The following is a 14,160-nucleotide window of genomic DNA, read 5'->3' on the forward strand; positions in this document are numbered from 1 at the left end:
TAATCTGAGGCTTCGCCGGTGTAGCTCAGTCGGTAGAGCAGCTCATTCGTAATGAGAAGGTCGGGTGTTCGATTCATCTCTCCGGCACCAATACAGACAAAGCCCCGTTGCTATTAAATAAGTAGCAACGGGGCTTTTCTCATTGGCGATGGTAGTTCGGATCGATCACTCTCAGCGCCTCGGGCATCTTCTCTGCAATGGCAATCAACGTCTTGGCCGCGCCGGTCGGCTCGCGGCGCCCCTGCTCCCATTGCTGCAACGTGCGTACCGACACGCCGAGGAGCGATGCGAAGCCCGCCTGCGACAAGCCGGCGTTCTCGCGCGCGGCCACCACAGGCGTGTAGACCTTGCGGGTCCTTCCGGCGCTCATCTCGCGGGCCGACTGCACGAGCAGCGCTTCGAAATCCTGATTCGATTCGAAGGCGATCAACTCGGCATCAGTCATCGGCTTTTTCTGCGGCATTTCGCAACTCCTTCAAGGTTTCGCCAGAGATCGAATCAAGGTTCGCTTTGGCGTAGATCAGCAGCAAGACGATTTCACCGGCGTTTCTGCGGTTGAAGTACACGACCCGGACGCCGCCGCTTTTGCCGGAGCCGCTTCGGCTCCAGCGCACCTTGCGCACTCCGCCGGACCTCTGAACAGGATCGCCGGCATCGGGATGCGCGGAGATGTAGGCTGCGAATCGCCTCTTTCTTGCTCTGTCCAATAGTTCGGCCATAGCTTCTGAAGGTCTGGGTTTCGACGACGGTGAGCATTCGATCGCCATACGCCAATGGCGCATATTTTAGGCGATTGTTCCGTGACGGCCATCACGAATTCCGCACGTCACTCCCGGGACTGGGCACCGCCCGCAAGAAACAGCACACTTGCAAGCCCCACACCCCAGACCTGATAAGAAAGGCACGCCCGATGCAAATCCGCGAACTCGCCACCGGCTTGCAATTCCCCGAAGGCCCGATCGCCATGGACGATGGCTCGGTGCTGCTGGTCGAGATCGCCCGCGGCACGCTCACGCGCGTGCGGCATGACGGGCTGGTGCAGGTGGTGGCCGACCTGGGCGGCGGGCCGAACGGCGCGGCCGTCGGGCCCGACGGCGCGGTGTACGTGTGCAACAACGGCGGCTTTCGCTGGCACACCGAGGCCGATGGCTGCCAGCGCCCGGTGGGCGAGGCGGACGACTATTCGGGCGGCCGCATCGAGCGCGTGAACCTCGCCACGGGCCGCGCCGAGCGGCTCTACGACACGGTCGACGGGGCGGCGCTGCGCGGGCCGAACGACTTGGTGTTCGACGCCGCGGGCGGCTTCTACTTCACCGACCTGGGCAAGGTGCGCGAGCGCGACATGGACCGGGGCGGCGTGTTCTACGGCCATGCCGACGGCAGCGGCGCGCACGCGATCGCACGGCCGGTGATGACGCCGAACGGCATCGCGCTCTCGCCCGACGGGCGCACGCTCTACTACGCCGAAACCGAGGGCGCACGGGTCTGGGCCTTCGACATCGTCGCGCCGGGCCGCGTGCGCAAGGACGGCTGGCCCTCACCGCACGGCGGCCGCATGCTCTGCGCGTCACCGGGTGGGCACTACCAGCGCTTCGACTCGATGGCGGCCGATGCGCTCGGCAACCTCTGCGTGGCGACGCTGCTGCACGGGGGCATCACGATCGTCGCGCCCGACGGCAGCAGCTGCGAACACGTGCCGCTGCCGGATCGCTACACCACCAACATCTGCTTCGGCGGGCGCGACATGCGCACGGCCTACGTCACGCTGTCCGGCAGCGGCCGGCTGATCGCCATCGACGACTGGCCGACGCCGGGGCTGCGGCTCAACCACCAGGCCTGAAGAACCGCGCCGGATTCAGGACACCACCTGGTAATACAGGTTCTGCGGATGCCGGGCCTGCGCGAAGAAGAACCAGCGTTCGGCCAGCAGGCCGGGCGCCTGCACCAGCACCGCGAGCAGCCACGGCCACGAGACCTCGCTCGCCAGCAGGCCCCACACGAGCAGCAGCGAAGGCAGCGCAAAAGCCAGCAGCAGGAAACCGAGCTTGACGTTGCGCAGCGCCGCGAGCGAGACGCCATGAAAGAACTCGCGCGTATTGAACGCGCCGGCCGACATGCCCATCGACTTCTGCACCAGATTGGCCCCCGGGATGCCGGTGGCCGACTGCAGCGTCGACTTGGGGCGCAGGGTCGCATTGCGGCGCAGCGACAGCGCGCGCACGCCCCAGGCCACGAGCGTGGCCGCCAGGGCCCACGGGCCGAAGACCTGCACGAAGCGCGCCTCGCCGGCCACCGCGCCCATGGCGCAGGCGAGCACCAGGCCCGACGACAAGCCGATCAGCATGAAGTTGGCGATGGTGATCGGATGCGCCCATTCCTCGATGAAGCGCAGGCAGGCGTAGATCATGGCGGTGCAGTACCAGAGCGCAGCGGCCCCGGCCAGCACCAGCACAGGCAGCAGCCATGCCGCGATCGCACCCGGCGCGGTGCCGAGCTGCAGCGAAAGCCACCAGGCCGCGACCAGTGCGATGAACGCCGGCAGCACGATCACTTCGCGCGACATCCACGAGGTGCGCCACATCAGCACCGCACGCCAGGCGCGCGACTTGCGCCCGAGGTGCAGGAACGAGGCCGCGAGGCCCGCGACCAGTAGCACTTCGGCGAACGCGAGCGCGGCGCTCAGGAAAGGGGGCGCGAGGCCGAGGCCGAACAGCACCGCGAGCGCGAGCGCGACGACGAGCCCCTGCGCGGCGCCGGCCAGCGTGGTGAAGAAAAGGATGGAGAACGCGGGATGCATCGGGCTACTCCTTCGTCTCGGCCGCCGGCGTGATGCGTCGCGGCAGGTACTGGTTGGCCGGGCTGGTCTCCCATTCGGGCATGAGCGCATAGCCGCCGCGCTCGCGGATGGCGATCGACACCTCCGAGGTCGGGTCCTTCACGTCGCCGAACAGGCGTGCACCGGTGGGGCAGGCCTTGACGCAGGCGGGCTTGCGGTCTTCCTTCGGCAGCTGCTCGTCGTAGATGCGGTCGACGCAGAGCGTGCACTTGGTCATGACCTGGCGCTCCTCGTCGAGTTCGCGCGCGCCGTAGGGGCAGGCCCAGGCGCAGTACTTGCAGCCGATGCACTTGTCGTAGTCGACCAGCACGATGCCGTCTTCCTTGCGCTTGTAGCTTGCGCCCGTGGGGCACACGGGCACGCAGGGCGGGTCTTCGCAGTGAAGGCAGCTCTTGGGGAAGTGCACCGCCTGCGTGGCCGGGAAGGTGCCGGACTCGTAGGTCTGCACGCGGTTGAAGAAAGTGCCGGTGGGATCGGCACCGTAGGGCTTCTCGTCCGCCAGCGGACCGGCGCTGCCGGAGGTGTTCCATTGCTTGCACGAGGTCACGCAGGCGTGGCAGCCGACGCAGACGTTGAGGTCGATGACCAGCGCGAGCTGCTTGGCCAGCGTCTCGCCGGGTTCGGCGCGCACGGTTCCCTGCCCGGCCCGAGCGGCGGGCGATGCGGGCGCAGGCGCGGGCTGCTGAAGCATGGCCGCCGGCGCCATCAAATCCTTCAACCACTGCATCATTTCTTCGCCCTCCCCGCAAAGTACGTCAGCACGCTCGCCGCCTTGCCCAGCACACCCGGCATCGCCGGCATGCTCGCGATCTGCGGAAAGCTCTCTTCGGGCTCGCCGGGCTCGGCCGGCCGGATGCGCACGCGCACGTCGTACCAGCCCGCCTGTCCGGTGATGGGGTCGGAGTTGCTGATGGTGCCGCTCGCGGTGCCCGCGCACGGCAGCTCTTCGCTGATGAGGTGGTTGAGCAGGAAGCCCTTGCGCGCTTCGTCGGCGCCCGGTGCGAGCTGCCAGGCGCCGTCGGCCTTGCCGATCGCGTTCCAGGTCCAGACGGTGCCGGGCTCGACGGCCTCGCTGTAGCGCAGCATGCAGCGCACCTTGCCCCACTGGCTCTCGACCCAGCACCAGCCGCCGTCGGCAATGCCCGCGGCCTCGGCCGTGCGCGGGTTCACATGCAGGTAGTTGTGGCTGTGGATCTGCCGCAGCCATGCATTCTGCGAATCCCACGAGTGGTACATCGCCATCGGCCGCTGCGTGATGGCGTTGAGCGGATAGGCCTCGGTGTCGGTCGCTGCTTCCTCGAGCGGCGCATACCAGAACGGCAGCGGATCGAAATACTTGGCGATGCGCTCGCGCAGCGCGTCGGGCGGCTGGCGGCCCTGCGTCTTGCCCTGGGCGGCGAGCCTGAAGCTCTGCAGCGTGTCGGAATACAGCGCGAGCTGCACCGGGTCGTTGCGCTGGCGCCAGCCCTTGTCCTTCGCGAAATCGAGGTACTCGCGGTTCCAGTTGCGCATGAAGTGCATGCTCTCGGGCATGTGGTACTGGAACACGCAGTTGTTCTTCTCGTAGGCTTCCCACTGCTTCGGATTGGGCTCCCCGCGCAGGTGCTCGGTGCCGTCCTTGCCGCGCCATCCCATCAGGAAGCCAATGCCCGGCGCCGGCTGAAAGTTGACGACGAAATCCGGGTAGCCCGTGAACTTGCGCCCGCCCTCGGGCGTGGTGAAGGCCGGCAGCTTGAGCCGCGAGGCCAGTTCGATCAGCACCTCCTGGAACGGCTTGCACTGCCCCATGGGCGGCACCACCGGCACGCGCACCGAATCGACCGGACCCTCGAACTCGGAGATCGGCCGATCGAGCATGCTCATCACGTCGTGCCGTTCGAGGTAAGTGGTGTCGGGCAGCACCAGGTCGGCAAAGGCCACCGTCTCGCTCTGGAAGGCGTCGCACACCACCAGGAACGGGATCATGTACTCGCCCTTGTCGTCCTTGCGGTTGAGCATCTCGCGCGTGGCCATCGTGTTCATGCTCGAGTTCCACGCCATGTTGGCCATGAAGATCAGCAGCATGTCGATGCGGTACGGGTCGCCCTTGACGGCATTGGCGATCACGTTGTGCATGAGCCCGTGCGCCGACAGCGGATGCTCCCACGAGAACGCATGGTCAATGCGGATCGGCGAGCCGTCGGGGTTGATCGCGAGTTCGTCGGGACTGGCCGGAAACCCCAGCGGCGCGGCATTGAGCGGCGTGTTGGGCTGGATCATGGCCGGGTCGTTGAAGGCCCGGTAGTTGGGCACGATGTGGCGCGGGTACGGCGCCTTGTGCCTGAAGCCGCCGGGCGCATCGATGGTGCCGAGCACGCTCATCAGGATGGCGAGCGCGCGCACGGTCTGGAAGCCGTTCGAATGCGCCGCCAGGCCGCGCATCGCATGAAACGCCACCGGCCGTGCCTGCGTGGTCGCATGCTTCTTGCCCCAGGCGTCGGTCCATGGAATGGGCAGCTCGAAAGCCTGCTGCAGCGCGGTCTCGCCCATTTCGCGTGCGAGCTGGCGGATGCGGGCGGCATCGATGCCGGTGATGGCCTCGGCCCATTCGGGCGTGCAGCTCGCCACGCGTTCGCGCAGCAGCTGGAACGACGGTGCCACGCGCGTGCCGTCGGCCAGCGTGTAGTGCCCTTCGAGCGCCGGGTCGCACCATTCGCCGATGCCTTCGGGATAGGCCGGCTTGGCGGTGCCGTCGGCGCGGTCCCAGATCAGCTTGTTGTGCGGATTCCGGCCATCACCGGGCGGACCGCGCTCGGGGTCGAAGGCAAAGAGCCCTTCGCGCTCGCCCTCGTCGAGCACCACGAGCTGCGGCGCATTGGTAAAGCGCTTGAGGAAGGCGTGGTCGATGAGGTTGGCGGCGATCAGCTCGTGCAGCAGCGCCATGAAGAGCGCGCCATCGGTGCCGGGCTTGATCGGAATCCACTCGTCGGCGATGGCGGAGTAGCCGGTGCGCACCGGGTTGATCGAGATGAAGCGGCCGCCCTCGCGCTTGAACTTGCCGAGCGCGATCTTCATCGGGTTGCTGTGATGGTCCTCGGCGGTGCCGATCATCACGAACAGCTTGGCGCGGTCGAGGTCGGGGCCGCCGAATTCCCAGAAGCTGCCGCCCACGGTGTAGATCATGCCGGCGGCCATGTTGACCGAGCAGAAGCCGCCGTGCGCCGCGTAGTTGGGCGTGCCGAACTGGCGCGCGAACAGGCCGGTGAGCGCCTGCATCTGGTCACGGCCCGTGAAGAGCGCGAACTTCTTCGGGTCGGTGGCGCGGATCTTGGCAAGCCGATCGGTCAGCAGCTCGAAGGCGTGCTCCCAGCTGATGGGCTCGAACTCGCCCGCGCCGCGCTCGCTGCCGGGCTTGCGCAGCAGCGGCTGCGTGAGCCGCGCCGGCGACACCTGCTTCATGATGCCCGACGCACCCTTGGCGCAGATCACGCCCTTGTTCAGCGGATGCGCCGGGTTGCCGTCGATGTAGCGCACTTCGGGACCATGCTCGCCCTCGCGCAGGTGCACGCGGATGCCGCAGCGGCAGGCGCACATGTAGCAGGTGGTGGTCTTGACCTCGGTCTCGGCGGTGGGCGTGGGCGCCGCCAGCGGATCGTGCAAGGGTTCGCGGGAGAGGAAACTGAACACTGGCGGTCCTTTGTTTTTTCGAGCCTGGCGCAGCCGATGTTAGGTTCGTGCCATCGAACGGAAAAGCGCAGAATATTGCTCACCATGACCGGAAAAACAGATCAAGACCAGAGTCAGTCCACCCGGCTGCGGCTGAACCTGCGCCAGCTGGAGGTGTTCGTCGCCACCGCGCGCGGCGGCAGCACGCGCGCCGCGGCCGACCGCATCGCGCGCTCGCAGTCGGCCGCCAGCAGCGCGCTGGCCGACCTCGAGGCCTCGGTCGGCGTGCTGCTGTTCGATCGCATCGGCCGCCGGCTGGTGCTCAACGAGAACGGCCGCGCGCTGCTGCCCAAGGCGCAGGCGCTGCTCGACCAGGCGGCCGAGGTCGAGGCGCTCTTCATCGGCGAGCATGCAGCGCCGCTGCGCGTGGCGGCGAGCTTCACCATCGGCGAATACCTGCTGCCCGAGCGGGTGTCGCACTGGACCGCGCTGCATCCGCAGAGCCAGGTGCACCTGCACATCGCCAACACGCGCGACGTGATCGAGGCGGTGGCGGGTTTCGACGTCGACGTCGGCTTCATCGAGGGGCCGCAGACACATCCCGACCTCGTGGTGCGCGCCTGGCGCACCGACGAGCTGGTGATCGTGGCCGCGCCCGGGCATCCGCTCGCGGGCCGCGTGGCCACGCACCGGCAGCTGTCGCAGGCCACCTGGGTGCTGCGCGAGCACGGTTCCGGCACGCGCCAGGTGACCGACGCGTGGTTGATCCAGAACCTCGACCAGGTGCATGTCGGCTTCGAGCTCGGCAGCACCGAGGCGATCAAGCGCGTGGTGGCTTCGGGCACCGGCCTGGCCTGCCTGTCGCGCTACACCGTGGCGCAGGCCCTCGAAGACGGCCACCTGGTCGAGCTGCGCACCCGGCTGCCGGCCGGCATGCGGCGGCTCGCGACGGTGATGCACCGCGACAAGCTGCTCGGCCGCGCGACGGCCGACTTCCTGCGGCACTGCGGCGCGAGCGTGCCGCGCGGGGCGGTGGCGCCGCAGCCCTGAGCTAGCTGTCCGCCCCCGCAAGCACCGCCAGCGCCACCGATGCAATGCGCGAGAGCGCCGAATCCGAGCGCGAGGTCAGCACGATGGGCACGCGCGCACCGAGCACCAGCCCCGCGCATTCGCCGCCGCCGATGTAGGTGAAGCTCTTGTAGAGCATGTTGCCGGCGTTGAGGTCGGGCACCAGCAGCAGGTCGGCCTCGCCGCTGACGCGCGACGACATCTTCTTGATGCGCGCCGCCTCGGCCGAGATCACGTTGTCGAAGCCGAAGGGCCCTTCGACAATTGCGCCGGGCCATGCGCCCTCGTGGGCCATGGCCACCAGGGCCTGGGCATCGACCGTGGCCTGGATCGCGGGGTTCACGGTCTCGACGGCGGCGACGATGCCGACCTTGGGCTCGGCGACACCGATCGTGCGCAACAGCGCGACGGCGTTGCCGAGGATGTCGCGCTTGGTGGCGAGCGAGGGCGCGATGTTGACCACGCAGTCGGCCACGCCGAGCAGCTTGGGATAGCGCGGCAGGTCGAACAGGAAGATGTGGCTGATGCGCGTGCTGCCGCGCAGGCCCGTCTCTTTGTCGACCACCGCCGACATCAGCTCGTCGGTGTGCAGCGAGCCCTTCATTAGCGCGCCGACCGCACCGGCCTGCGCCAGCGCGGTGGCACGCCGCGCGCTCTGCGCGGGGTCCGCAGCGCCATCGACGATCTCGAACGCGCCCGCATCGACTCCAGCCAGCTCGGCTGCGCGCAGGATCTCCGCGCGCGGGCCGATCAGCACCGGCTCGCCGAGCCCCGCCTCGCGGATGCCGGCCGCGGCCTCGAGCGCGGCGGCATCGCAAGGGTGGACCAGCCCGATGCGCGCGTGCGTGGCCGCGGCGCGCGCGCGCACCACCAGCGCGTCGAGGTGCGGATGCGCAATGGGAAGCGACGGCATGCCGACGCCCGCCTTTAGACGTAGTCCTTGTACTTGTCGAGGAATCGCACCGGCTTGGCCAACGCATCGCGGCGGAACGGATCGCCCAGTTCGCGCGTGCACATGATCTCGATCACGCAGGTCTTCTTCTCGTTCATCTGCATGTCGATGGCCTTCTTGAGCGCCGGGCCCACGTCCTCGATGTTGTCGACCACGATGCCTTCGGCGCCCATCGCCTTGGCGATGCCCGCGAAGCTCTCGCTCTCGAGCTCGCCGGCCACGAAGCGGCGGTTGTAGAAGTCGACCTGGTTCTTCTTCTCGGCGCCCCACTGGCGGTTGTGGAACACCACGGCCGTCACCGGGATGTCGTGGCGCACGGCGGTCATGATCTCGACCATGCTCATGCCCCAGGCGCCGTCGCCGGCATAGGCCACGGCCGGACGGTCGGGCGCCGCGCACTTGGCACCGATCATCGTGGGCAGCGAGTAGCCGCAGTTGCCGAAGCTCATCGGCGCGAAGAAGCTGCGCGGCTCCTCGAAGCGCAGGTAGCTGTTGGCGATGGCGTTGATGTTGCCGATGTCGGTGGAGACCATCACGCGCGGCGGCATGGCCTTCTCAAGTTCGCGCAGCACCTGGCGCGGATGCAGGTAGGTGCCGCCGGTCGGGGTCTTCTCGCCCTTGGCTTCCTCGATCGCGTCCAGGCTGAACTGGTCGCGCTCGTGGGTCCACTCGTCGAGTTCCTTCTCCCACGCGGCTTTTTCCGACTTGATCTTCTCGGCGCGCTCGGCCTTGGTGGCGTCGCAGGCGAGCGTCTTGCCCTGCAGGCGCTTGAGCAGTTCCTTGGCAGTGGCCTTGGCATCGCCGTGGATGCCCACGGTGATCTTCTTCACCAGGCCCAGGTTGGTGTGATCGGCCTCGACCTGGATGATCTTCGCTTCCTTCGGCCAGTAGTCCATGCCGTGCTGCGGCAGCGTGCCGAAGGGGCCCATGCGCGAACCGAGCGCAAGCACCACGTCGGCCTGCGCCATGAGCTTCATCGCGGCCTTCGAGCCCTGGTAGCCCAGCGGGCCGGCCCACAGCGGATGGCTCGCGGGGAACGAGTCGTTGCGCAGGTAGCCGTTGGCCACCGGTGCGCCCAGGCGCTCGGCCAGCGCCTTGCACTCCTCGACCGCATCGCCCATGACCACACCGCCGCCCGACAGGATGACCGGGAACTTGGCCGTGGCCAGCAGCTCGACGGCCGCGTTCAGGCTCATCTCGCCGCCCGCGCCGCGCTCCACGCGCATGGGCTTCGGGATCTCGGTGGTGATCTCGCCGTAGAAGTAGTCGCGCGGGATGTTGAGCTGGGTCGGGCCCATCTCGGAGATCGCGCGGTCGAAGCAGCGCGCGGTGTATTCGGCCATGCGCTTGGGGTTGTTCACATGCCCCTGGTACTTGGTGAACTCCTGGAACATCGGCAGCTGGTTGGCTTCCTGGAAGCCGCCCAGGCCCATGCCCATGGTGCCGGTCTCGGGCGTGATCATCACCACCGGGCTGTGCGCCCAGTAGGCCGCGGCCACGGACGTCACGCAGTTGCTGATGCCGGGGCCGTTCTGGCCGATCACCACGCCGTGGCGGCCCGAGACGCGCGAGTAGCCGTCGGCCATGTGCCCACCGCCCTGCTCGTGCACCACCGGGATCAGGCGGATGCCGGCCGGCGCGAAGATGTCCATCGCATCCATGAAGGCCGAGCCCATGATGCCGAAGATGTCGGTCACGCCGTTGGCGACCAGGGTCTCGACGAAGGCCTCGGAAGGCGTCATCTTCTGCACGCCGGTGACGGCTTCGCGGGTGGGTGCGGCGGGTTGCTTCTGGCTCATGGCATGCGTCTCCTGAAGGAATGGGCTTGGGGTTGCGTCTCGAAAGACGGAACTTCCTGTTCCGAATTTCATTTCGGCGAATATAGGCCCGCGATGCCGCTGCGTCAAACAAAATACAAAAAACGGGACGATTCGTCTTGTTTTTTGTAAAAAGACTATGATCCGGCCCATGAAAATCGTCAAAGGGCCTGTGCCCGTCCTGCCGGAGGCGGCCGCCGGCGACACCCCCACCATGCGCCTGTTCGGCTTGCTTGAAGTCATGGCCGCGAAGGACCAGCGCTATTCGCTGCAGGGCCTGGTGGAAGAAACAGGCATCCCAAAACCCACCCTGCACCGCATGCTCCAGCAGCTCGAAGGCTCGGGCCTGCTGCAGCGCGAGAGCGATGGGCGTCACTACGGCATCGGCACGCGGCTGCGGCGCCTGGCCGAGAACCTGCTGCTCAACGACAGCCTGCATGGCGCGCGCCACACCGTGCTGCGCCAGCTGGTCGAGGAGATCGGCGAGAGCTGCAACCTCACGGCGTTGTCGGGCAGCGAGGTGGTGTACCTCGATCGCGTGGAAACCGCGGCGCCGCTGCGCTTCTACCTGCACTCGGGCTCGCGCGTGCCGGTGCATTGCTCGGCCAGCGGCAAGGTGTTTCTCTCGCAGATGAGCCCGGCGCAGCGCCGCCGGCTGCTGTCGAACGCGCCGCTCGAGCCCTACACCGCCAAGACGCTGACCGATCCCGACGCGCTCGAGAAGGAAGTGCAGCGCGTGCGCAAAGATGGCTATGCGCTCGACAACGAGGAGTTCCTGCCCGGGCTGCTGTGCATTGCCGCGCTCGTGCCCTCGGGCGACGGCGCGCCGTCGAACCTGTGCATCGCGGTGCAGGCACCCGTGATGCGGCTCGATGCGGCCAAGGCGCGATCGCTGCTGCCCGCGCTGCAGCGCGCCGCGCTGGCGCTGAGCCGCATCGACGCCGACGCGGCCGCCGAGCGCGCGCAGGCCTGATCGCATCCACTTTTTTTCTGAAAGCCCCACCGTGACCGATACCGCAGAACTGCGACCCGACAGGATGCTGAGCGTGCGCGAGGTGTTCGGCATCGACACCGACCTGCAGGTGCCCGCCTTCGGCCCGTCCGAAGCCATCGACGATCATGTCCCCGAGGTCGATGCGGTGTACCGCTTCAACCCCGACGTGACGCTGGCCATCCTCGCGGGCTTCACGCGCGACCGGCGCGTGATGGTGCAGGGGCTGCACGGCACCGGCAAGTCGACCCACATCGAGCAGGTGGCGGCGCGGCTGAACTGGCCCTGCGTGCGGCTCAACCTCGACGGCCACATCAGCAGGCTCGACCTCGTCGGCAAGGACGCAGTGGTGCTGCGCGAGGGCCAACAGGTCACCGAATTCCAGGAAGGCATCGTGCCCTGGGCGCTGCAGCGTCCCGTGGCGCTGATCTTCGACGAGTACGACGCCGGCCGGCCCGACGTGATGTTCGTGATCCAGCGCATCCTCGAGCGCGACGGCAAGTTCACGCTGATGGACCAGAACAAGGTGCTGCGCCCGCATCCGTTCTTCCGGCTCTTCGCCACCGCCAACACCGTGGGCCTCGGCAACCTCAACGGGCTCTACCATGGCGCGCAGCGGCTCAATCATGCGCAGATCGACCGCTGGAACATCGTCGCCTCGCTCAACTACCTGCCTGCCGACGAAGAGATCGCGATCGTGCAGGCGCGCGTGCCGTCGCTCGCCGACGAGGCAGGCCACGCGCTCGTCGCGTCGATGGTGGCGGTGGCGAGCCTCACGCGCCAGGGCTTCGCGGCCGGCGACCTGTCGACGCTGATGTCGCCGCGCACCGTGATCACCTGGGCCGAGAACGTCGAGATCTTCAAGGACCCGGCACTGGCGTTTCGGCTTTCGTTCGTCAACAAATGCGACGACGCCGAGCGGCCGCTCGTCGCCGAATACTTCCAGCGCTGCTTCGATAAAGAGCTATGAGCGAAGCCCAGCAGCGCGCCCGGCAGGAAGAACGGATCTTCGAGCTTTGCGCGGGCGTGGTGCGGGCCATCAGCGGCGAGCGCGACCTGCACTTTCGCGGCCAGCGGCTGCACCGCGGCCGCACGGCGCTGCCGTGGTTCGCGCCGCACCTGCATCCTTCGGCCGAGACGGACGACTTCGCATCGTTTCGCGGCGTGGCCGACGGGCTTGCGCTGCGGCTCAGTGCGTCCGATGCCGCGCTGCATGAAACGCTTCGGCCCCAGGAGCCGGTCGAGCGCATGCTGTTCGAGATGCTCGAGCAGTTCCGTGTCGAAGCGCTGGCGCCCGACACCATGGCCGGCATGCGCCGCAACCTGCGGCACCGCCATGAACAATGGTCGCTCGCGTTCCACCATTCGGGCATGACCGACACCGCGCGCGGCCTGCTGCTCTATGCGGTGGCGCAGATCTGCCGCGCCCGCGTGAGCGGCCAGCAGGTGGTGGAAGAAACCGAGGACATGCTCGAGGCCACGCGCTTCGCGCTCGCGCCGCTGATCGGCCACGCGCTCGCGGGCCTGCGACGCGACCGCACCGACCAGGCCGCGTATGCGGTGCATGCGCTGGCCATCGCCCGCACCGTGGCCGCGATGCTGCACGAGGCCGGCGAAGACGCGAGCGCCGCGCGCGACGCGCATGTCGACGACAAGCGCAGCGTGTTCAGCCTCGTCGCCGACATGGACCAGGAGATCATCGAGCGCTTCACCACCGCCGAGTCGGGCCGCAGCGCCGTGCTCGACGACGCGGGCGGCACCTACCGCGTCTTCACCACCGCCTACGACCGCGAGCACGACGCCGCCACGCTGGCGCGCAAGGAAGTGCTCGCGGGCCATCGCGAGAAGCTCGATCGGCGCATCGCGGCCCAGGGCGTGAACATCGCCCGACTTGCGCGCGAGCTTCGTGCGCTGCTGGCCGACCCGGTGCGCGACGGCTGGGACGGCGGCCAGGAAGAAGGCCTCATCGACGGCCGCCGGCTCGCGCAACTGGTGGCCTCGCCCACCGAGCGTCGGCTGTTCCGCACCGAGCGCATGGCGCCGGTGGCCGATTGCGTCGTGAGCTTCCTGATCGACTGCTCGGGCTCGATGAAGGAGCATGCCGAATCCGTCGCGATGATGGTCGACGTGTTCGCGCGCGCGCTCGAGCAGGCCGGCGTGGCCAGCGAAGTACTGGGCTTCACCACCGGCGCCTGGACCGGCGGCCGGCCGCAGCGCGAGTGGGTGCGCGCCGGCAGGCCTCTTCACCCCGGCCGCCTGAACGAGCGCAGCCACATCGTCTTCAAGGCCGCCGCCACGCCCTGGCGCCGTGCACGCCCGGCCATGGCGGCACTGCTGAAGGCCGACCTGTTCCGCGAAGGCATCGACGGCGAGGCGGTCGACTGGGCCTGCCTGCGGCTCGGCCAGCGCACCGAGGCCCGCAAGCTGCTGCTGGTGATTTCGGACGGCTCGCCGATGGACAGCGCGACGCACCTGGCGAACGACGCGCACTACCTCGACCACCACCTGCGCGATGTGGTGGCGCGCCACGAGCAGCGCGGCGACATCGAGATCGCGGGCATCGGCGTCGGGCTCGACCTGAGCCCGTACTACAGCCGCTGCCACGTGCTCGACCTTGCCACCTCGACGGGCAACACGATCTTTCGCGAGGTGATCGACCTCATGGCGGGGCGGCACCGGCGCTGATCTTCCAGCCGTTCTCCGGGGCGGCGATGCACGACGAGCGTGCCCTGTGTGCCCAGGGTACCGGGTGCTCCCCGCAGCGAAATAAAGAAGGAGCCGAAGGCGGGGGACATTCGCGGAGGGGAGTACCCGGTGGCCTGGGCACCCGCCCTGAAAAGAACCCAGGTTG

At 68.1% G+C, this 14,160-nt stretch carries 12 protein-coding genes and 1 tRNA gene; 6 read left to right on the top strand and 7 right to left on the bottom strand.

The window, feature by feature from the left end:
- Positions 1-14 precede the first annotated feature (14 nt).
- A tRNA-Thr gene (locus AC3A6R_RS06810) sits at positions 15-90 on the top strand.
- Between the two features lie 49 nt (positions 91-139).
- Here AC3A6R_RS06810 and AC3A6R_RS06815 read toward each other — a convergent pair.
- Both AC3A6R_RS06815 and AC3A6R_RS06820 read right to left on the bottom strand, forming a co-directional pair.
- Positions 140-463, bottom strand: a complete 324-nt coding sequence (locus AC3A6R_RS06815) for a helix-turn-helix domain-containing protein (protein ID WP_487858281.1) — start codon at positions 461-463, stop codon at positions 140-142.
- Entirely contained in the window at positions 438-719 is a 282-nt protein-coding gene (locus AC3A6R_RS06820) for a type II toxin-antitoxin system RelE/ParE family toxin (protein ID WP_487864077.1), read from the bottom strand. The genes AC3A6R_RS06815 and AC3A6R_RS06820 overlap by 26 nt, the downstream gene beginning before the upstream one ends.
- A gap of 191 nt (positions 720-910) precedes the next feature.
- On the opposite strand from AC3A6R_RS06820, the gene AC3A6R_RS06825 reads away from it, so the two are divergent.
- Positions 911-1,840 carry an SMP-30/gluconolactonase/LRE family protein gene (locus AC3A6R_RS06825; protein ID WP_487858283.1) on the top strand — a complete coding sequence of 310 codons (930 nt, stop codon included), beginning with the start codon at positions 911-913 and terminating at the stop codon, positions 1,838-1,840.
- 15 nt (positions 1,841-1,855) lie between these two features.
- Here AC3A6R_RS06825 and AC3A6R_RS06830 read toward each other — a convergent pair whose 3' ends face one another.
- From AC3A6R_RS06830 to AC3A6R_RS06840, 3 genes are read right to left on the bottom strand one after another with little or no spacing between them, the layout of a single operon-like run.
- The gene (locus AC3A6R_RS06830) at positions 1,856-2,797 is read right to left on the bottom strand and encodes a dimethyl sulfoxide reductase anchor subunit family protein (protein ID WP_487864078.1); all 942 of its coding nucleotides are present in this window, start codon (positions 2,795-2,797) and stop codon (positions 1,856-1,858) included.
- 4 nt (positions 2,798-2,801) lie between these two features.
- Positions 2,802-3,566: a 4Fe-4S dicluster domain-containing protein gene (locus AC3A6R_RS06835; RefSeq protein ID WP_487864079.1), complete on the bottom strand. Its 765-nt coding sequence runs from the start codon at positions 3,564-3,566 to the stop codon at positions 2,802-2,804.
- Complete coding sequence (locus AC3A6R_RS06840; RefSeq protein WP_487864080.1) at positions 3,563-6,502, bottom strand: molybdopterin oxidoreductase family protein; 2,940 nt, start codon at positions 6,500-6,502, stop codon at positions 3,563-3,565. Before AC3A6R_RS06840 ends, AC3A6R_RS06835 begins: the two co-directional genes overlap by 4 nt.
- 84 nt (positions 6,503-6,586) lie before the next feature.
- On the opposite strand from AC3A6R_RS06840, the gene AC3A6R_RS06845 reads away from it, so the two are divergent.
- Positions 6,587-7,531, top strand: coding sequence for a LysR family transcriptional regulator (locus AC3A6R_RS06845; protein ID WP_487858287.1), 945 nt, complete (start codon positions 6,587-6,589; stop codon positions 7,529-7,531).
- A gap of 1 nt (position 7,532) precedes the next feature.
- Here AC3A6R_RS06845 and AC3A6R_RS06850 read toward each other — a convergent pair whose 3' ends face one another.
- Together AC3A6R_RS06850 and xsc are read right to left on the bottom strand one after the other, a co-directional pair.
- Positions 7,533-8,462: a bifunctional enoyl-CoA hydratase/phosphate acetyltransferase gene (locus tag AC3A6R_RS06850; RefSeq protein ID WP_487864081.1), complete on the bottom strand. Its 930-nt coding sequence runs from the start codon at positions 8,460-8,462 to the stop codon at positions 7,533-7,535.
- A gap of 14 nt (positions 8,463-8,476) precedes the next feature.
- A complete protein-coding gene (xsc, locus tag AC3A6R_RS06855) occupies positions 8,477-10,300 on the bottom strand; it encodes a sulfoacetaldehyde acetyltransferase (protein ID WP_487864082.1) in 1,824 nt (607 codons plus the stop codon).
- 157 nt (positions 10,301-10,457) lie between these two features.
- Here xsc and AC3A6R_RS06860 point away from each other — a divergent pair, with 157 nt between their 5' ends.
- Genes AC3A6R_RS06860 through AC3A6R_RS06870 form a run of 3 tightly spaced genes read left to right on the top strand, consistent with a single transcriptional unit; the run spans position 10,458 to position 13,994 of the window.
- On the top strand, positions 10,458-11,291 hold the full coding sequence (locus AC3A6R_RS06860) for an IclR family transcriptional regulator (RefSeq protein WP_487864083.1): 834 nt from the start codon (positions 10,458-10,460) through the stop codon (positions 11,289-11,291).
- Positions 11,292-11,322: 31 nt separating this feature from the next.
- Complete coding sequence (locus AC3A6R_RS06865; protein WP_487858291.1) at positions 11,323-12,279, top strand: AAA family ATPase; 957 nt, start codon at positions 11,323-11,325, stop codon at positions 12,277-12,279.
- Positions 12,276-13,994 (top strand): cobaltochelatase CobT-related protein, encoded by a 1,719-nt coding sequence (locus AC3A6R_RS06870; RefSeq protein WP_487864084.1) that lies wholly within the window; start codon positions 12,276-12,278, stop codon positions 13,992-13,994. The genes AC3A6R_RS06865 and AC3A6R_RS06870 overlap by 4 nt, the downstream gene beginning before the upstream one ends.
- Positions 13,995-14,160: the final 166 nt, after the last annotated feature.

The organism is Variovorax sp. Soil_C_19, from assembly GCF_057657255.1.

Bases quoted from the DNA above. Each gene is read 5' to 3' on its own strand.
- AC3A6R_RS06825 (WP_487858283.1), top strand. From the start codon at position 911: ATGCAAATCCGCGAACTCGCCACCGGCTTGCAATTCCCCGAAGGCCCG.
- AC3A6R_RS06845 (WP_487858287.1), top strand. From the start codon at position 6,587: ATGACCGGAAAAACAGATCAAGACCAGAGTCAGTCCACCCGGCTGCGG.
- AC3A6R_RS06815 (WP_487858281.1), bottom strand. From the start codon at position 463: ATGCCGCAGAAAAAGCCGATGACTGATGCCGAGTTGATCGCCTTCGAA.
- AC3A6R_RS06820 (WP_487864077.1), bottom strand. From the start codon at position 719: ATGGCCGAACTATTGGACAGAGCAAGAAAGAGGCGATTCGCAGCCTAC.
- AC3A6R_RS06835 (WP_487864079.1), bottom strand. From the start codon at position 3,566: ATGATGCAGTGGTTGAAGGATTTGATGGCGCCGGCGGCCATGCTTCAG.
- AC3A6R_RS06870 (WP_487864084.1), top strand. From the start codon at position 12,276: ATGAGCGAAGCCCAGCAGCGCGCCCGGCAGGAAGAACGGATCTTCGAG.
- AC3A6R_RS06850 (WP_487864081.1), bottom strand. From the start codon at position 8,462: ATGCCGTCGCTTCCCATTGCGCATCCGCACCTCGACGCGCTGGTGGTG.
- AC3A6R_RS06830 (WP_487864078.1), bottom strand. From the start codon at position 2,797: ATGCATCCCGCGTTCTCCATCCTTTTCTTCACCACGCTGGCCGGCGCC.
- xsc (WP_487864082.1), bottom strand. From the start codon at position 10,300: ATGAGCCAGAAGCAACCCGCCGCACCCACCCGCGAAGCCGTCACCGGC.
- AC3A6R_RS06860 (WP_487864083.1), top strand. From the start codon at position 10,458: ATGATCCGGCCCATGAAAATCGTCAAAGGGCCTGTGCCCGTCCTGCCG.